The organism is Providencia sp. PROV188, from assembly GCF_027595165.1.
Classification (GTDB): Bacteria; Pseudomonadota; Gammaproteobacteria; order Enterobacterales; family Enterobacteriaceae; genus Providencia; species Providencia lanzhouensis.
This window is the reverse complement of the sequence record NZ_CP097291.1, coordinates 15,817-35,409: the sequence shown is the minus strand read 5'-3', so window position 1 is coordinate 35,409 and position 19,593 is coordinate 15,817. Positions and strand designations below refer to the sequence as shown.

General features: G+C 44.3%; 13 protein-coding genes. 6 read left to right on the top strand and 7 right to left on the bottom strand.

What is annotated here, in order from left to right; all coding sequences use genetic code 11:
* The first annotated feature begins 181 nt into the window (after positions 1–181).
* The 3 genes from M5X66_RS00120 to M5X66_RS00110 all read left to right on the top strand — a co-directional run bounded on the left by M5X66_RS00120 (position 182) and on the right by M5X66_RS00110 (position 3,183).
* Positions 182–1,954 (top strand): PTS ascorbate-specific subunit IIBC, encoded by a 1,773-nt coding sequence (locus tag M5X66_RS00120; RefSeq protein WP_154634337.1) that lies wholly within the window; start codon positions 182–184, stop codon positions 1,952–1,954.
* A gap of 66 nt (positions 1,955–2,020) precedes the next feature.
* On the top strand, positions 2,021–2,488 hold the full coding sequence (locus M5X66_RS00115) for a PTS sugar transporter subunit IIA (RefSeq protein ID WP_036950629.1): 468 nt from the start codon (positions 2,021–2,023) through the stop codon (positions 2,486–2,488).
* A gap of 50 nt (positions 2,489–2,538) precedes the next feature.
* Entirely contained in the window at positions 2,539–3,183 is a 645-nt protein-coding gene (locus M5X66_RS00110; protein WP_154599602.1) for a 3-keto-L-gulonate-6-phosphate decarboxylase UlaD, read from the top strand.
* 53 nt (positions 3,184–3,236) lie between these two features.
* On the opposite strand, the gene M5X66_RS00105 is transcribed toward M5X66_RS00110, so the two are convergent.
* A complete protein-coding gene (locus tag M5X66_RS00105; RefSeq protein WP_108479118.1) occupies positions 3,237–4,529 on the bottom strand; it encodes an MFS transporter in 1,293 nt (430 codons plus the stop codon).
* A gap of 558 nt (positions 4,530–5,087) precedes the next feature.
* Here M5X66_RS00105 and M5X66_RS00100 point away from each other — a divergent pair.
* The gene (locus M5X66_RS00100; RefSeq protein ID WP_154634336.1) at positions 5,088–6,161 is read left to right on the top strand and encodes a nitrilase-related carbon-nitrogen hydrolase; all 1,074 of its coding nucleotides are present in this window, start codon (positions 5,088–5,090) and stop codon (positions 6,159–6,161) included.
* 64 nt (positions 6,162–6,225) lie between these two features.
* On the opposite strand, the gene M5X66_RS00095 is transcribed toward M5X66_RS00100, so the two are convergent.
* Both M5X66_RS00095 and M5X66_RS00090 read right to left on the bottom strand, forming a co-directional pair.
* Entirely contained in the window at positions 6,226–7,176 is a 951-nt protein-coding gene (locus M5X66_RS00095; RefSeq protein WP_154634335.1) for a hypothetical protein, read from the bottom strand.
* A gap of 69 nt (positions 7,177–7,245) precedes the next feature.
* Positions 7,246–7,785 (bottom strand): TetR/AcrR family transcriptional regulator, encoded by a 540-nt coding sequence (locus M5X66_RS00090; protein ID WP_036950636.1) that lies wholly within the window; start codon positions 7,783–7,785, stop codon positions 7,246–7,248.
* 93 nt (positions 7,786–7,878) lie between these two features.
* Here M5X66_RS00090 and M5X66_RS00085 point away from each other — a divergent pair, with 93 nt between their 5' ends.
* Positions 7,879–9,369 carry an MFS transporter gene (locus M5X66_RS00085; RefSeq protein WP_154599601.1) on the top strand — a complete coding sequence of 497 codons (1,491 nt, stop codon included), beginning with the start codon at positions 7,879–7,881 and terminating at the stop codon, positions 9,367–9,369.
* Positions 9,370–9,600: 231 nt separating this feature from the next.
* Here M5X66_RS00085 and M5X66_RS00080 read toward each other — a convergent pair whose 3' ends face one another.
* Positions 9,601–11,031, bottom strand: a complete 1,431-nt coding sequence (locus tag M5X66_RS00080; RefSeq protein ID WP_036950641.1) for an MFS transporter — start codon at positions 11,029–11,031, stop codon at positions 9,601–9,603.
* A gap of 74 nt (positions 11,032–11,105) precedes the next feature.
* On the opposite strand from M5X66_RS00080, the gene M5X66_RS00075 reads away from it, so the two are divergent.
* Positions 11,106–11,768, top strand: a complete 663-nt coding sequence (locus M5X66_RS00075; protein WP_036950643.1) for a helix-turn-helix transcriptional regulator — start codon at positions 11,106–11,108, stop codon at positions 11,766–11,768.
* On the opposite strand, the gene M5X66_RS00070 is transcribed toward M5X66_RS00075, so the two are convergent.
* The 3 genes from M5X66_RS00070 to M5X66_RS00060 all read right to left on the bottom strand — a co-directional run bounded on the left by M5X66_RS00070 (position 11,752) and on the right by M5X66_RS00060 (position 19,589).
* Positions 11,752–12,330: a rhomboid family intramembrane serine protease gene (locus M5X66_RS00070; RefSeq protein WP_036950645.1), complete on the bottom strand. Its 579-nt coding sequence runs from the start codon at positions 12,328–12,330 to the stop codon at positions 11,752–11,754. The genes M5X66_RS00075 and M5X66_RS00070 overlap by 17 nt on opposite strands.
* Positions 12,330–17,267 carry a DNA repair ATPase gene (locus M5X66_RS00065; protein ID WP_270103783.1) on the bottom strand — a complete coding sequence of 1,646 codons (4,938 nt, stop codon included), beginning with the start codon at positions 17,265–17,267 and terminating at the stop codon, positions 12,330–12,332. The genes M5X66_RS00070 and M5X66_RS00065 overlap by 1 nt, the downstream gene beginning before the upstream one ends.
* A gap of 120 nt (positions 17,268–17,387) precedes the next feature.
* Positions 17,388–19,589, bottom strand: coding sequence for a flotillin family protein (locus M5X66_RS00060; protein ID WP_154609361.1), 2,202 nt, complete (start codon positions 19,587–19,589; stop codon positions 17,388–17,390).
* Positions 19,590–19,593: the final 4 nt, after the last annotated feature.

The window sequence follows — 19,593 nt, the reverse complement described above, 5'->3', positions numbered from 1 at the left end:
AAGTGTCACTTCAAATAATCATAAATGAACAAATGGTGATTGCTTATGATTGCAAAATGTATTTGAGTGATTAAATTGATGAACTGTTTGATTATAGCGTGAGAATGCTTGTCTGTGATCAGGGTAATGTAATTTTAAATAAGATAATAATTCACACTAAATTTGATTTAGGGGTAAAAATATGGATTTTCTGTATGACTCATTCTATATTTTTTACAGCCAAGTGATGACCAAAGCCCCGTTATTACTGGGATTAGTGACATTGATTGGCTACTGGCTTCTAAAGAGAGATGGCACAACCATCCTGAAGGGAACCATAAAAACGATTGTCGGCTTTATGTTAGTGCAAGTGGGAGCCGATACATTAGTCTCCAGCTTCAAACCTGTCATTGCAAAAATGTCAGAATATCATCATCTTACCGGTTCAGTTATCGACCCTTATACCTCAATGATGGCCACCATGGAAACCATGGGGGATAACTATTCATGGGTTGGGTATACGGTGTTGATTGCATTGGCGATTAATATTCTTTTGGTGCTTTTCCGCCGTATCACGGGGATCCGAACCATTATGCTGACGGGGCATATCATGTTCCAGCAAGCGGGATTGATCGCGGTATTCTATTTTGTGCTGGGCACCAGTATGTGGGAAACCATTATTTACTCAGCCGTTCTCATGGCGCTGTATTGGGGCATTTCATCCAATATTATGTTCAAGCCAACGGAATCAGTCACGGGTGGGGCAGGGTTTTCAATTGGTCACCAGCAGCAAGTCGCATCATGGGTCGCCACTAAAATTGCCCATAAACTCGGTGATAAAAACGATAGCGTTGATAATCTTAAACTACCGAAATGGTTGCATATTTTCCATGATAGCATCGCGGCCACCGCGATTGTGATGACCGTTTTCTTCGGCATCATTCTTCTTTCCTTTGGGTTAACTAACTTGCAAGAAATGGCAGGGAAAACCCATTGGACCATCTATATTCTAGAAACCGGTTTGAAATTCGCGGTCGCCATCCAGATTATTGTTACCGGTGTGCGGATGTTTGTTGCCGAGCTTTCTGAAGCGTTTAAAGGGATTTCCGAGCGCGTTATTCCTAATGCGGTACTCGCCATTGACTGTGCGGCAATTTACGCCTTCTCTCCTAATGCCATGGTATTCGGCTTTATGTGGGGGGCGTTGGGGCAGTTTACTGCGGTGTTGATTATGTTGGGATTAAGTTCCCCGATCATGATTATTCCTGGATTTATCCCAATGTTCTTCTCCAACGCGACAATTGGGGTATTTGCCAACCATTTCGGTGGCTGGAAAGCAGTCATGAAAATCTGTTTCGTGATGGGGATCATTGAGGTGTTTGGGTCTGCATGGGCGATTTCATTGTTTAGCCAGCAAGGAACGGATTTTAGCGGTTGGATGGGCATGGCTGACTGGGCGTTAGTTTTCCCACCAGTGATGCAGGGGCTTTCCTTCTCTAAATATTTCTTCTTTGTCTTGATTGGACTGTCGTTTGTTTACATGTACTTTGCGTCGAAAAGATTGCGTGCGGAAGAAGATGCGCAAGCCGCTACGGCAGCGGAGCCACAAGCAGAGCTGAGTGTTGAAAATGCGCCGATTGAACCAACAGAACTGCCTATTTCAACAGGCGCTAGACCCGTCAGTATTCTTGCGGTGTGTGGTAATGGGCAAGGTTCATCAATGATGATGAAAATGAAAATTGCCAAGTACCTTGAAGGTAAAGGCATTCCTCATGTGATGGATTCCTGCGCGGTCTCTGATTACAAATCAAAACTGGCGAATACAGATATCATCGTCTCTTCCAAGCATCTCTCTTCTGAAATGGATGCGGGGGAAGGTAAATTCGTACTGGGTGTGCAGAATATGTTGAATCCGAACTCATTCGGCGATGAATTACTGGCGATTATTCATAATAACTTTAGTGAGTCGAAATAAATCCAATAACTAAATTTGTCATGGGGATTCAGTGATGTATGCCCATGACAATAGGAGAGCAATGCCATGGGTTTCAAACAATCTCTAATGGATAACAACTCCATTAAATTACATGCCTCAGCGGATAATTGGCAGGACGCGATTAAGATTGGCACCGATATGCTCATCGCATCTGGGGCGATTTTGCCGGATTACCATGACGCCATTATTAGCAGCGTCAAAGAGTTAGGCCCTTATATCTGTATTGCACCTCATTTAGCCTTACCTCATGCGCGCCCAGAAAATGGCGTTTTAAAAACCGCATTTGCCTTGGTGACATTAAAAGAACCGATTGTATTTGATGGGGAAAGTGAGCCTGTGGATGTCCTTATTACCCTCGCGGGAAGTTCTTCTGATGAACATATGGAAGGATTAATGGAAGTGACTCAAGTACTGGATGATGAAGAGAGCGAAACGGGGATTGATCTCGATAAAATTCGCCGATGCACCAGCGCAGACGAGGTCTATCAGGTGATTGATGCCGCATTGGCTTAAGCCGTTATTCACCAGATACCCGATTTAATCTAAAATACTAGGATAATCAAATGACTAAACCTTTAATTCAAATTGCATTAGACCAAACCAATCTGAAAGATGCGCTGGCGGTTGCTGATAATGTGGAGTCTTTTGTTGATGTGATTGAAATTGGTACTATTTTGGCTTTTGCGGAAGGCATGAATGCAGTTTCAACACTACGTAAAAATCATCCATCACACATTATTGTTTGCGATATGAAAACCACGGATGGCGGTGCGATTTTATCGAAAATGGCGTTCGAAGCCGGCGCGGATTGGATCACGGTTTCGGCAGCGGCGCATATTGCCACTATTACGGCATGTAAAAAAGTGGCGGATGAATTTGGGCGTGAAATCCAAATTGAGCTGTATGGTAACTGGACATTAGACGATGCTCAGCGCTGGGTAGATTTAGGAATCAAACAGGCGATTTACCATCGTTCTCGTGATGCTGAGCTCGCTGGCGTGGGCTGGGGACCTGAAGATCTCACCAAAATGCGCCAACTTTCTGATTTAGGCCTCGAATTGTCGATAACTGGGGGGATTGTGCCGGAAGATATTCATCTTTTTGAAGGTATCAAAGCCAAAGCCTTTATTGCTGGGCGCGCATTGGTCGGTGAAAAAGGAAAAGCCACCGCAGAAGCACTGCGTGAACAAATTGCTCGTTTCTGGTAATTGGTATTGATAAAAATCCCCTCGAAATTACGGAGGGGATTTTGTTTTTAGGTTTATAAGCGTTTACTTGGTAGTAGCATTACGGCAATACCGCCTATTACCGTCACCGCAGAGAACGCGGCAAAGTTCCAACTACTGGCGACTCCAAGACTGGCAATATAAGCGCCAAACATGGGACCAGACATTGCACCTACACGGGAAATACTCATTGTCCAACCTGTTGCAGAAGCCCGCACACTGGATGGATAGAAATGAGCGACATAGCCTGTCAAAATTAATGGCGCAGAAATACAGCCAATCCCCGCGAGGCCCACAAGTAAATAATTCATATAGATATTTTGCTTGAAGACCATCAATCCAATACCCATTGCACCTAGCATAAAGAAGAATGCAACTGTACCGCGAGCGCCACATTTATCGGCGACTTTCCCGAGGAATAACCCGCCTAGCGCAGAAGATAAACTGAACACCACTAAGAAAGTTAAGCTGGAGCCGAGATCATAACCTTCTTTACGCATAATGGATGGCAGCCACGTATTTAAGCCGTAAACGATGAAGCCACCACAGAACAGAGCGACCCAAAAACAGCAGGTTGCTCGCAGGTAATCTTTGGAAAAGATAATCGCGACAACTTCTTTTAAGCTACGGGAAGCCTGCTTTTCTTGTTTCACGGGTTCGTGATAGGTAACTTCAAGTTTCTCCGCCAGTTTTCTCGCTTTTTCGTGTTGCCCTCGGTTATTAAGGTATTCAATAGACTCAGGCAATAGGCGGGACATTGGCCAGATTAATAACAAAGGCAATGACCCGATCATCATGACGCCACGCCAACCAAATTGGCTAAGAATCGCAATCGCCACTAACGCAGCACATAAGATACCCAGAGAGTAGCCTGAGTACATAATGGCATAGTTAAACGACCGTTTTTCAGTTGGTGAATATTCAATAGTGAGAGCCGCGGCTACGGGGATCACGCCCCCAAGTCCAATTCCGCCGATAAAACGCATTAATCCAAAAAACCAAGGTGTTGGCGCTAAAGCGGTGGCTAACATGGTGGACGAAAATAGCGTAACGCAGATTAGTAGCATGCGTCGTCGACCATATAACTCGCTTAACGTTCCGATAATAAAAGCACCGAAGAACATTCCCACGAGGGTATAACTGCTCAAGGCGCCTAATTCAATAGGGGTTAAATTCCACTCTTTATATTCAGAGAGTGTGGGTAAAACTGCACCCATCACCCCCACGTCATAACCTTCAAATAAAATGCTTAGCCAGCAAACCAGCATGACTTTAAAGGTCGTGCGTTTTGAGGAGACAGATGTAATTTCAGATGTTTGTATTGTCATAAATCACTCTCTAATCGTTATTCGACCGATATTTTTTTAATGGCAAGTACGTATATTTTTAAATCTGAAAAGCCGACATTACACTTTACTTTTTTAAGTTAAATCACAATAGAAATGTTAATTAAATGTACAATAAATGCAGAAATAGGATATTTATTGCAGTTTTTGTTTTTGGATTAAATATTAATAAAACTTAAGTTTACTCGCAGTTTTTGTTTCTGTTTTTAAGAATGAAAATGTTTTCCTATATTAATTTTATGAGGAAATTAAAAATAGCAATAATTTTTCATCTAATTGATATTTATGTATTTTAAAATAAAGTAACGCGAGGTTATATTTATAACTAATAAGATAATCACTAGATTGTTAATATGTTTATAGCCTGATTTTTTATTTTAAATATTAGCGTGAAGTATTGAACGGATTAAGTGTGAATATCCAAAAAGTATAATTTAATATTTATTTGACATAAATTTAACATGTGAATAATATTCGATGAGTTTGATTTTTGAACAATGCCAAATGCAGGTAAATCGAAAATAAAATCGGAGAATTATTATGATAAAGCCATATGGTGTAGTGGGTTTAGTGCCAACAACGTGGGGAATAAAAACGCGTAGCGATATTATGAAAAATATCGACCATCTTGAGGAGCTATCTCACGGTGCGCTGTGGCTATCTTCATTGGATCTCCCTGTTCGTTTACTTGTTCTCCCTGAAGGTGCTTTACAAGGTTTCAACGATGAAGCATTGGATTTACCGATTGCTGAATTCTTAAAAGATGGCGCTATTGATATTCCAGGCCCTGAGACTGATAGACTGGGTGAATTAGCGAAATCTCAAAATGTGTACATCATGGCGCAAGCGAAAACTCGTGATCCTGATTGGCCAGGAATTATGTTTAACGTTGGGTTTGTTATTGATCCCAAAGGCAACATTATCCTGAAACACCATAAAATGTCCTCTTTGTTGCCGTGTGAACGTTCGGCATCGCCTCATGATCTGTACGATGAGTGGATAAAAAAATATGGGCGTTCATTACAATCTTTCTGGCCGGTGGTTGATACTGAAATTGGTCGATTAGGGGTAATGATGGCCATGGAAGGAAACTTCCCTGAAAACGGTCGTGGTCTGGCATTAAATGGGGCAGAAGTGGTGTACCGCGCTTCATTACCAACGCCATTTACTGAAAATGACCTGTTTGAAATTTCTAACCGCGCCCGTGCGTTGGAAAACAATTTCTATGTTGTGGCGCCTAATATTGGCTCAATGTATATGTTCCCAACCACACAAGCGCCAATTGATTGTGGTGGCGGTCGTTCACTGATTGTGGACTACAAGGGTAAAATCGTGGGTAAACAAGAGGATACTAATGGTTCTACCTATGTTTATGGGGTGATTGATATCGAAGCGATGCGCCATCACCGCGCCAATGCTTCGGTCAGTAATTGGCTGAAAGATATTCGGACTGAATGTGCTCAACTCATTTATGAAACGCCAATTTACCCGAAAAATACCTACTTACATGAGCCTCAAGGCAATCATAAACACTACCGAGAAACCATTTTAAATAAGCAAATCGAGAAAATGATCGAACGAAATGTGTTTGTACCGAGTGTGTATGATAAGTAATAACGGTCGCGATTAATCAAAAACCAACAGCGTGTATTACGTTGTTGGTTTTTTTAATTCTAAGCTAACGGATATCGTTATTTTCATAACGCTTATAGATTTTAATGGTACCTATAGACAGGGTGCGATTTAGCTGGTTAGGTTGCGCAGCAAAATCAGCATCAATTAAAAACAGATTTTTTTGCCTATCTTTTCTTACGTTGCCTTCGGAGCCATGATCAAAAAGAGTGCGTCCCCGGGATTCAACAAAACCAGAAGCCTCCTTGCCTGTTATCGATCTCCCATCAATAAACTTAGTGACTAAAATGGCATTGCCATTTGCGAGCGTAGTAGATCGTGCAAAGTTAATATCTTGATTTACCTCATTTAATACTCTGGCGCAGCGATCGTATTTCGCATATTTATTGTATTTAAAGTTTAAATCGCGATGAGGAATTTTAATCGCAAAGTTACCCACGCGATAGGCGGTTCCATATTCCCCTTTACCAAGATAATGACGCATGTTGAGGGTGAGCGTGCCATATTCCTCCTCACCAAGTTCATTGTGTTTGCTGAGGGAGCGCGCGCGACATGTCGAGTGATTTTTGACTAAAAAGATAGGTCGATGATCAGCGCCGAACGCATCATTTTTAAAGATGATATTGAGACGATGCAACTTTTCTGTGAACTGGTCTATTTCGCTTGGTACTATTTTTGCGATTATAGGCTCAATATGTACGATCGGTTCAATGTGTACTTTGTTTGGCGCTAAATTCGTATTTTTTTCTATTTTTTGCGGAGAAGGATTCTCTGGTATTGTCAGCTTTACGAAACTTTGATGGGAAGGGATGATTTCTGTATTTTTTGTTTTCTTGGGATGTTTTAACAATGTATTAAACAAGTTGGTATTAAATAACCTGTTTACTCTCTCTATAAACCCGTTTTTTTTATTTTTAGGTTTCGCCAAAGCGGATTGGTTTTGTTCAATATGTGGCTGAGATATTTTATTTGTACACCCATTACTTATTCTATTCATTGAACACTCTCCTTTTTAGATAAAAATATAAAACAGAGAGTGTTAGAGATATCAAAAATAGATTTTCACTTAAAATTTAAACGTGTTTTCGATATCGCTGAATATTGATTGCCATTCTGCATCATCAATATCCATCAAACCAAAATGGCGCAAAATAAAAGTGCCTTCAGTGGCTAAAAATAGCAATCTAGCGCGTTTGCCGCTTTCGGTTGATAAATCTAAATTAGCAATGCGTTCTCGATACCATTTACGGGTGCTTTCTAAATATTCAGGTGTTTGAAGCAGAGAAGCCATTAATGCGGCACCTTTGGCGATACTGGTTTTATCGTGATCCGCTGTGGCTTTTATGTGGGCAATCACTCGACCTTCAGGACTGTTATCTTGGGCTATCGCTTGACTGAAAATCTCATCGTAAGAGTGGCTCCAGCGCTCAAACATGGCATCAATTAAGGCTTCTTTGTTACCAAAGCAGTATTGGACTCCCCCTTTAGAAATCCCCATTGATTTGGCGACTGCATCAATCGTCAGTGCGGTAGCACCTTGATTAATGACAATCTCTTCTGCGGCTTCTAGCACTTTTTCGCGATCGATTGTTCGTTGACGTCCCATTTAAAAAAACCTCTTTTCAATACGTACGTATGGAATTATATTGTAGCACGATCATCCATCAAGGTGATCAATTAAACAAGTTGAGAAGATTTTATGATAGCAGATTATAAACGTTGGATTATTTTACTCTTAGTATCGAGTGTTTTATTTCTCATCGTCATTGATGTCACCGTGCTATATACCGCACTGCCTAAGCTCACCCATGATCTAGGTGCAACAGCGTCTGAAAAATTATGGATCATGAATGCTTACCCGCTAGTGGTTGCGGGGCTATTGCCTGCTGCGGGAATGTTAAGTGATAAAGTAGGTCATAAGCGGATGTTTATACTAGGGTTGCCCTTATTCGCATTGGCCTCTCTGTGCGCGGCATTTTCACCGAGTGCATTGAGCTTAATTTTATCTCGTGGTTTCTTAGCGGTGGGTGCTGCGATTAGTATGCCAGCGACATTAGCCATTGTTCGCCAAGTATTTTTAGATCCGAAAGAGCGGGCACTGGCGATTGGTATTTGGTCTGCAGTGGCATCGGGTGGTGCGGCAATTGGACCATTAGTCGGCGGTGTATTACTTAATCATTTCTGGTGGGGCTCCGTCTTTTTAATCAACGTACCTGTCGTGCTGTTGGTGATCCCATTTGCGCTTTCTTTAATACCAAAAAGTACGAGAAATTCGCAGCAACCGATTGATTATTTAGGCTCTTTGTTTGTCTTGGTGGGGTTGATTGGTTCAATTTACGCCTTGAAAGAACTTGGAAAAGCCAATATTGATTGGTTCACGTTACTTATTGCAGGGGCGATCGGCATTGCCTTCCTGGTTATTTTTAGCCGTCGACAGTTAGCATCAGAATCGCCCATGATTGATTTCAAATTGCTTGGCGACCCTCGATTTTTTGCGGGTATTATGATGGCGATTTTATCCATCGTGATTATCGTTGGTGTCGAGCTTTTGCTAAGTCAGCGCTTGCAGTTGGTATTAGGTTATACCCCATTCGAGGCGGCGTTATACATTATTCCGATCCCGATTGCGTCTGTGTTAGCGTCTCCGTTAGCGGGCATGTATCTACATAAAGTCGGCGCTAAGCTAATGATGATTTTAGGATTTATTTGCACATTAGTTGGCGTCATTGGGGTTGCGTGGGTATTCAAAACCTCAACCGGCTTGGTATTACTGTCATTCTTATTCTGTGTCGGGTTCGGATTAGGTGCCATTTTTACCACAGCATCAACCACCATCATGTTAAATGCGCCAGATGAAAAAGCGGGAATGGCAGCATCCATTGAAGAAGTGGCTTACGAGCTAGGTAGCGTGCTCGGTGTGACATTTATGGGTGGCTTGATGAGTGCGGTTTATACCGCAAAGCTGGTATTACCGGCAGGTTTAACGGTAGCAGACAAAGTCTATGATAGCCTTGATGAAGCGTTAATTGTGGCTGAAGGGTTATCGCAAGATAGTGCAAGTCTCTTAGTGAGTCAGGCGAGTATAGCATTTGATAGCGCATTTATGTCTGTCATGATTGCTACGGTAATCGTGCTGGTGGTGAGTATTGTAGTTCTACCTTTTTTCTTTCGCCAAAAGCGTACCGCCTAACAATATTGTTCAAATAACTTTGTCTAAAAATTAAGAACAAAGTGCGCCGAATAAAGGCGCACTTTTCATTTAATAGACAAAAAATGATTCACGGGCCTGAGTGTCTATCTCTACGGGAATTTAAAACCAATAAGGAATTTTCGAGAGAAATTCCTAACTCATTATTTTTATTTAAAAAATAATCAACAAAATAGAAAGATGCTCGTGATTGAGCATCCTTCTATGGTCTGATTATTTAACTTTGCGAATTAAAACTGCAGCCAAGAATGGGCTAATAGCAAACAGGGCAAATAACCAGACAGAGGCTTGTTGAGCACCAACTAACCCACCAGGATTAATCAATCCGCTATTATTGACCACCACGCCCACTAATGCCGCAGATAACGCGGTTGCATACAATTGGATCGTAATCACTGAAGAGGATGCTAAGTTTTCTTCCCCTTTAGGTGCCGCATTAAATACTCGCAGAACTAAATGAGGCCAGCAGATGCCAATTCCTAATCCAACTCCCATCATGGCGAGTAGGTAAAGAATAAATAATGGAATGGAGTTAACTAAATCCAGATTAGGGGTTAGAACAGCTAGAATTATCAGCGATACCAAGATGATAACGGGACCCGCTTTAAGGATGCGTAAAACGATGGCACCCGTTTTATTAGCGCTGAGTAAAGCACCCACCGTCCACCCCGCTGCCATCACGGCAGTTAAATAACCCGCCATCAACGGTGAAAACTGGTGAATGGTTTGCAGGAAGTAAGGCACATAAATTTCGGTGGTCATTCCCCCCACCAGTAAACCCATTGTCAGGAAAATAACCCCAAGCTGAGTTTTTAGGGAGTAAGCCCCTGTGGGGAGTAAACGCTTTCCATTTTTACCATCAATAAGCGCAATGGTGACGAGCAAGGCAATGCCAATGAATAACCCGATAAGATTGCTGAGCAAGCTTTCCGATAAACTGCCAATTGAGATAGCCAGCACGGAAATAACTAACAGTGAAATCGCAAGAATGGGAATTTTTGTTGTTTGCGCTTGCTGAGATTTTTTCCCTGGTAATTGGTTGATAACTATCATTGCCAGCACAACCGCCACGGGCAATAAAGCCCAAAAAGCCCAGCGCCAATGACCCCCTTGAGCAAAAATACCGCCAATGGCAGGACCACACAACGTAGCTATCCCCCACATACCGGATATCACTCCCATGGCGCGAGACCACAAGTTTGGCGTGAAGACAATACGGATCAGCGCGTAGCTAAGCGCGAATAACATTCCGCCGCCAAGCCCTTGTAAGGCGCGCCCGCCTAATAAGGTGAGCATGGACGGTGAGGATGCACACCAAATGGCGCCCAAGGAAAACAGTAACAGAGCGCTAAGGTAGGCAAGTTTAGGTCCTAGGCTGTCCAGTACTTTACTGGATAATGCAGAGCCAATAATGGAGGTTGCCACAAATAACGTGGTGTTCCACGCATAATATTCAAGACCGCCAATATCATTGACGACACTCGGTAAAATCGTGGTGACAATATAAATATTGATAGCATGAAGTGCGACGCCACCTGTGAGGGCTATCGTCAATAATGCATTAGTGCCGCTGAGTAAATCGGCCCATTTTCCTTGAGGTTCGGTGCCTGTTTCATTGAATTCGGTGACAGTTTTGTTGCTCATACGCAGACCTGCTGGACGAAAGAGTAAAGAAAAGGGTATTATCCAAGTATTGTCTTGGATAATAAAATTACACTATGAATAAAGCAAGTAAATACTTTGATAATCTAAATCTCACTCAAGCAGTGGATAAGGTGCTGTTTTGCATCAAAACCAAAGGACCCGTTTCCACAGCAGTGATTGCCCATGACCTGGGTTTAACGGGGGAAGCAGCACGCCAGCATATCCATAAATTAACGTCACTGGGTCTGGTGGAAGGAGTTCAATGCACCGCACAATCTGGCGCTGGGCGTCCTCGGCAAAATTGGGTATTAACGGAACTGGGACATCAACGTTTTCCCGATACCCATGCTCAACTCGCTTTGCAGCTCATTGATTCAGTGAAAACCATTTTTGGTGATGAGGGGCTAGAAAAGCTGATTGAACAGAGAGAAGCGGAAAGTCGCAGTAAATATTTAGGGCGCTGCCAAGGGCTGCCATTAGAACAATGTTTAGCTGCACTCGCCGAGGTTCGTAGCGAAGAGGGCTATATGGCGAAGGTTGAGCAGGAAGGCGATAGCTGGTTATTTATCGAAAACCATTGCCCTATCTGTGCGGCGGCAACCGCGTGCCAAAACTTTTGCCGTTCTGAATTGGCGCTATTTCGCGAAGTATTAGGGGAACAGGTGAATGTAGAACGGGAGCAATACCTGCTTGATGGTGCAGGGCGCTGTGTATATCGGGTTACTTTGAAAGGGTAGTCGGCGGCGTCGCTTTTAATTTTTTATTGGCTAACCACGCATAGGTAATTCCGGCGATGGCGCCGGCAATATGGGATTCTGTCGATATTTGTTGATGAACAGGCAATAACCCGCTCGCCATCGCGCCAAAATAGAACAGTACTAACAGGGCAATAATGATATCTAACAGTTTTCGGCGGAAAAAACCTTGGGCAATCAATAAGCCCCAAAGCCCAAAAATCCAGCCGCTAGCGCCAATGTGTAGCGCATTTCTGCCCACTAGCCAGACAATCAAGCCGCCAACCACAATAATAAACGCGCTGGCATAAGCATATTTTCGAATGGAATCATGCAGCAGCAGGGCGCTTAAAACCAGTAATGGCGGCAGATTACTCAGAAGATGTGCCCAATCACCGTGGATCAGAGGGGCGAAGATAATCCCCACCAGCCCGTGCAGTGTTCTTGGTTGGATGCCGAACCCAACAAGCGCGTAGCCACTTAAACTATTGGCGATTTGAATAGTGATCAGCAAACCCGCAAGGGTAATCAGTAATTTAATTCGCGGGCTTAGCCAAGTTTGCATTATCGATGTCCGAGAGATTGTACGCTTTCAACCAGTTGGGCGAGCTGAGTCACAACGCGGTCGCCCACATCGGCATTATCACCACCTAATGCTTTGTTACGCAAGAAATCTTTCTTGATTTGCTGCCAGCGTGCTGCATCTTTCTCATTCAGCCTTCCGCGTAATTCTGCCAGCTTCAATAAGTTCTCTTCAGCACCTGTCGTTAATAATTGCGCTTCCCCAAGATAATGGTCATCCAGCAATCTCTCTAATTCATCATCATTCATAACGGAAGAGACTTTCTCGCTGAGCTTGTTCATATTTCGGTAGCTGCCTTGCAGGCGGAATGCCGGCTCGGTTCGATATTTATCGGACTGTGCGGCACTGGCAATATATTGCTGGTTTACCTTCAGAACCACATCGCGCAGGCTGAGTAATCGGGAAATAACCGCAGTAATTTCATTTACTTCCGCATCGGAATACGGGTAGCTGAGTGCATTAGTGGAGACTGATTTGCCCATGGCTTTATCCACCAGCAAATACAAATCATTTAAATCGCGCAGCGCCAACGGTGCTAATACTGGGTTTGAGGTCAGGCTGTTTTCTATGTAGCTCAATGCAAAGGCATCATCCATCCCACCGAGCACTTCACCCAGGTTATAAATATCCGCACGGTTGGCGAGCATATCAGGGATACGGAACACTTCGCCAGATTCGGTATACGGGTTACCCGCCATGACAACACAGAATTTTTTACCGCGCATATCGTAGGTTTTGGTTTTGTTTTTCCATACCCCTTCGATGCGACGGGTTCCATCACACAGGGAGATAAATTTTTGTAAAAACTCAGGGTGAGTATGTTGAATATCATCCACATACAGCATCACGTTGTTGCCCATTTCGAGGGCGAGGTTTAGTTTTTCCAGCTCTTGTCTGGCGGTAGCATTCGGGGCTTGCTCTGGGTCGAGGGACAGCACATCATGCCCAAGCGCAGGACCATTAATCTTCATAAAGATCAAACCAAGGCGGTCAGCCGCGTACTCCATCAGGGTCGTTTTACCGTAACCTGGCGGGGAGATCATCAGTAACAAGCCCATTAAATCGGTACGCTTGTTTTCGCCTAGAGCGCCAATTTGCTTCGCCATGTTGTCACCGATAATCGGTAAATAGACGTCATTGATCAGCTTGTTACGCACAAATGAGCTCAGTGGCTTAGCTTTGAACTCATGAAGTTTTAGGCGGCTGCGCTCTTCACTCACAATGCGCTGACGCAGTGCTTGGTATTGACGGAAGGCTGGAATAAATTGCTTGCGCTGTTCGCGCATTCGACTGAAAAAGTCATCCAAACTTAACGAGAGAGTTTGGTTGTGGATTGTCGGGTGATCCCCCAGTAATCCAGTAACTTTAAAGTATAAATCGGCTTCGCTATAACGTGCCGATGCCATTTTATCTAAGATAATAATGGCGATGGCGCCTGGAATGTATGGACGTAAATGTGCAAATTCGTCAATCGAACACAGCCCTTGCAGCCAATTTTGCAACAGCGCCCAGCGCTGAGCATAGCGAGTGCCAAGGTTTTGCTGTGAATGATTGAAATCCAGCCACATATGGGCTTCTTCTAAGCGCGTTTGTAGTGCTGCCACTAAGTCCCGCGCATATTTGCTGTACACCAATTCAATCGGCGTTCTGGCTAACGCAAAACTGAGGTATTCCGCAGCTTGAGCTTGCTCATGAGCTTGGCAATTAATTGGATTATCTTGTAGGAATAAGCTGACATCTGCCTCGATCTCCGCTTGAAGATCTAAAAGGGCATCATCGTTATTGAATAGCTGGCGGATATTCATCGCGGTTCTGGCTCGTTCTGGCCATTGGGCAGGGTATTCGTTGCTTTGAATGTGATGCCAAAAAATCGCCGCAATGGCGCGAGCTGTTGGGTTGAAACGCAGTAAATCCGCGCTTTCACCAATCGGGATCAGCTTTTTCAATATCGCGATAGCGTCGTGGTCGTGGATCCCTTTTTCGTAGCCTTCTTTGTAGCGTGGAGCCGCAAAATCACGCACCAGTTTGTCGATTTTTTCAGGGGCAGACAGCGTACTTTTTAGGGTATCGAAATTCAAACCATCTTGGCGTTTTGCTGCGGCATAAATGATGGAATACGCGAGGTATTCAGCGCGATAAACGGTATCAGATTCGGATTCGAGGTTGGCTGTCCAATAAGGCTGCAACTGTGCAAGTTCGGCGTTCTCAATGGGTTCTTGGAAATCCGTTCCGGTGAGGTATACCCACAGCTGGTTATCTTTTGGCAAGATAGTCAGGTCAAGCTCTTGGGTGTTAACACTGAAACGGTGGCGACCCAGCTTAATAATGTTGCCGCCATCTTCAAAGATATCGGTTTTATCCCGCAAAATGCGAATGGCTTGGTCACGAGAGGCTTTGAGTCTGGCATCGATATCGTCAGCTTTGACGTTATCGTTGATTTCTCGTAGTTTCTCGATGATTTCACGGGTTTTTTGTGCGAGCGGGTCGGTAGCAAAAAACGCATTCAGTTCATCTTGGTTTTGCAAGCGTACAGTACGGCGTTGAAGGCTTTCTAATAAGCGGTCGGCGGCCGTTAATAAATTCTGCGAACGGCGCTGGCGGTCATCAATCAGGATTTGTTTATGGGATTCAAACGTTTCCAGTAATTCTTCGCGTTTTGCCAGAATATCATCAAGAAATTCATCGTGATGGCTAAACTGACTTTCTAGCTCTTCTAACTGAACCAGTAATCGGGATAACTGATCATCACAACGTTCTGGGTCAGTCGCGAGGGATAATGCGTTGGTGATACCTTGGCTAAATAGGCGGAACTGCGCCCCAAATTGCGCCACGCTCTCAATGCTAGTTTGAGATTTACGTTTTTGCTGCAAACGGGCGCGGGACTGGTTTAACTGGGCATAAATGTGCGAAATGGCATCGATGATATGGGTCTGTAAGGTGACATCATCAAAACTCAATGAAGCCATTAAATTAGAGAGCATGTCCAAATCCGCTGACATTTTTTCCATGTCATTCATTGGGACATCTAACTGCGCGCTGGTTTGTGCTTTTTCAATTAACTCTTCAAAGGTCGCGAGCTGAGTTTTAAACGGTTGCAGAGCTTTGTCGCTGGCAAGAAATTGCGCAGTGCCTTGGGAAACGCGTTGCTGTGCTTCGGTGATTTCATTTTCCATCTCACTGAGTTTTGTGAGATCCATATAGCGGAATTCTCGCAATGAAATCAGATGCCCTTGTTGGGCATTTAAGGCGTTTAGCCCATCTACAAATTGTTGAATATCCGTCCATCCTTCAGGCAATGTGAGGGACAGTAAGGAGCGTTGGCGAGTGACCGCCTCATTCATTGATTTGACGGATTGCTGGCGGATGCTTTCGACTTTCTCGTATTCGTCGAGTACCAACTCACTGGTTTGGGCGATCTCTTTTAAGAGTTTGCCAATACCTAAGCATTGTTCGTCATTAAACCAATAGAAAATATCCAGCAAGTTTTTAGGTTGCTGGCTGAGCTGTTCATAGCGGGAAACGGAAACTTGGTTGCCTTCAATCTCTTTGGCGACATGGAGAATTTCGGAGATCCCACGGACTAAATCGGCATTACCGATACGCCCAAGAAACCCACCCCGTGGCGGCTGCTTATCGGCAAATTCGTCAGAATAGAATGGGGTTTGCCACACCTGCATAGGGTGAACGCGAGTGGCTTCGTCACCTTCCCCTTCGAACAGCACCATTTTGCCATCTTCGAGCATGGCATAACCATGACCGATTAATGGTACGGCAAGTTTACGTTTAATTAAATTGTAATTGAAAAGGGCGATACGACCTTGGTTCGGGGAATAAAACACATACAGCACATCTTCCCCGTTGGGTGAGCGGCGCAGACGACGAAAACGCATGCCATCCATTGGTTGCTCGAAGGTTTTGTACTCCCCGTTTTGCAGGTAGTAACCCCCTGGGAAGATAATTCCGTGATCTTCCGGCAACTGCACGCACGCTTGCCCGATGGCATCAATACGGTGAACGGTTTGATTCAGAATGTTGTAAACCAGATAGCGCCAGCTCTCTTCGCGGTATGGCAAGATTTTGAGTAAAATTAGGCTGCCAGTCTGAGCATATTCAATTTGGGCGTCATCGAGGGATTGGTTTTTATCGAGTACCGCTTCGCGGTATATGCCCAACCCATCTTCGGTATTATTTTCACATTTGATGGTTAGGTCGCCGCCGATGGTTTCCACAAAGACGGTATCGAGAATATTAATGTGAGGATAGCGTCCATTAACGGTATTTTCCCGCGTAGTACGTACCCATTCGAAATCATTGGTGGGGGGTAGGGCGATATCACGTTCACCCCGGTTATCGATGTATTCGATGCGGGATTTATCGCTGGAAATTGACCAGCGGAAAACACGCACGTCGGTTAACCGATCACCAATTTGGAAGCTGGCTAACAGCTTGCCATCACGCTCGACCAATTGCAGTAATTGCGTGTTTTTGTAATAGGTATATAGCTCAGTAAAATCCTGAACAAAGCGCGTATCATTGAGGAATGTCTCTTCGTAAGGGACAGAGATTACATCAAAATCACCTTCATTTTCAGTGAGTTGATATAAGGAAAAAACATCTTCAATGTGAGTTTCTTTTTTCAGACCCAGAAAAACGTTATAGCCAAATAGCAGCCAGTCACCGACACGGACAATGTCCCTTGCTTGGCAGTTATTTTCGGTACGAATACGGATACGCCCGATAATGTCCATCTGGCTTTGACCAAATTCAGTCAACCGGCTGTCGTTGAGTTGAGCTGCTTTTTGGTGAAGTTGCTGCCCTTGTTCGGTTAAGCGCTTGCGTAATATTTCGTACGCACCACCTTCCGCGACGGCACTGTCGAGAATTTCCTGTTCGCGATTCACATCTTGGGTTTCTGACATGTTTAACGAATTTCCTTGGTCTTAAAAAAAGATACGCTCATAAACCGCCAAGTTGCCTATGTGCTGCAACTTGGCGGGATGAGGTATAAAACTTACTTGAAAAGCCTGAATATTGATAAATTAGCTTTGGTTATCATCGTAAGACACGGGTTTGTTCACGATGTTTTTCGCTGTTTGTGGTGCGCTTTTTGCAGCCATAAAACCATTGATTAAATCTTTGACTTCAGGGTGTTGCAGTAAGGACGCGATATCAATTTTCTTCTCTTCTGTGACTCGATTGACTAACTTTTCAAGGTTATCTTTGGCAAAGCTACTTTTATCCATAAACCCATCAACGGCTTTACCCAAGCTCAGCGCTTTGGAGAAGGTGTTAAAGAAGTCGCCATCACCGCCCACAATTTCGATGTTGGTTTTGCTCAGTGCCGCAGCCAGGACATCCGCTTGCTCGCGAGCAATTTCTTTATTCGCTTCAATGGATGCCATGGATTGCTCGAACTCTTTCTCAAGGCGCATACGGAACTCTTCATGTGAACGAGCCGTATCACTGAGGTGATCCATAGATTGGAATTTATCAGTCAGACCGTCAGCTTCCGCTTTCAGACGCTGGCGAATCACTTCGGCTTGCGCTGCCCCTAATTGACCTTCACCGCGAGCTTGGGCTGCCAGTTTTTCTTCCAAGACTTTTGCATCTGCCAAGCCCAGTTTTTCTTTCGCGTTGGCTTGTTGTTCTTCACCACGAGCCTGCGCTGCCAATTTTTCTTCCAGAATTTTCGCTTCGGCAAAACCTTGCTCGCGTTCGGCGTTCGCTTTAGCTTCCATCACTTGCGCTTCGGTTAAGCCTTTTTCTTTCAGACCACGAGCTTCGGCTAACAGTTTTTCCGCGGTGATATTGGCTTGAACCAGACCTTCTTTCTCTTCAGCTTCGGCAGTGGCTTGGCGAACACGGGCTTCTGCTAAGCCTAATGCTGCATGTTCTGCTTCAATCCCTTCCGCTAAGCGTTTTTTGGCTTCAGCTTGTTTGGCGGAAGCTTCCAGTTCTGCTTGTGCCATAGTGCTGATTTCTTCTGCACGGTGCTTGGCACTTGCTTCATCGGCTTCGGCTTTTTTCACCTGGCGGACTAAGGCTTCTTCAGCTTCCGCTTGGGCGTTGATCACGGTGACTTGCTTCATACGCTCAGCTTCTGAAATTTCGCGGACTTCCTTGATACGTTCCTCTTCCTGCGCGACGGTTTTTTCGACGGCAACACGTTCGCGGATCACGTTAGAGATGTTTTTACGTTCTTCTTCTAGCGCTTTTTCTTTTTCAATACGTTGCAGCTCAACTTCACGTTCACGGGCGACAATTTCTAGCTCGCGAGCACGGTTGACACGCTCTTCTTCGATAGCCACGGCGCGGGTGCGGTTCTGTTGAGCCACTTCCACTTCACGCATGCGGTTTTCTTCACGAATTTCAATTTCTTGCTGAGTTTGAATACGCGCTTGCTCTGACTTGAGGCGCTCTTCTTCTTGAACGCGTAGGGTTTCAGCTTGTTCTCGTGCACGGATATTATCAATTTCACGTTTTTGACGGGCTTCAGCGTCGGCTTGTTGGCGCTCTAATGCTAAGCTCGCTTCGCGGGTTTCCACGTTTTTCTTTTTGATAGCTAACTCTTGGTCGCGCTCTTTTTGGTTAGTTTCGATATTGTGGATAGCGGTAATTTCAGTGATTTTGCGAATACCTTCGGAGTCGAAAATATTATTCGGATCGAGGGCAGATTTCGGCGTTTGTTCTAAATAGTCGATTGCTACGTCTTCTAGCGCGTAACCATTAAGGTCTTTACCAATCACATCAACAATACGGTCACGGAAGCTTTGACGGTCTTCAAACAGTTTGGCTAATTCTAATTGCTTACCAACCGTTTTCAGGGCTTCAGAGAATTTAGCGCTGAATAGGGCGCTGACGGCTTGATGGTCAGAGGCGCGCTCAACACCGATGGCTTTTGCTACTTTTAATACGTCTTCAGTGGTTTCATTAACACGCAGATAGAAGGCAACAGTGATATCTGCACGTAAATTATCTTGGCAAATTAAGCCGTCTTTACCACGGCGATCCACTTCCAGCGTCAGCAGCGAAATGCGCATAAACTCTTTCTTGTAGATAACGGGATACACTAACGCACCCGTGAAATGCACTTTTGGTTGTGACGACATGTCGTTGACAATCAGAGCGGTACCTTGAGGGACTTTGATGTAGAAGGCTTTAAATAAACCAAAGAACCCAAGAATGATGATGATCACTCCCCCAACAACCGTTAAAAAAGGCATGTATTCAGCCAAATCCATATTT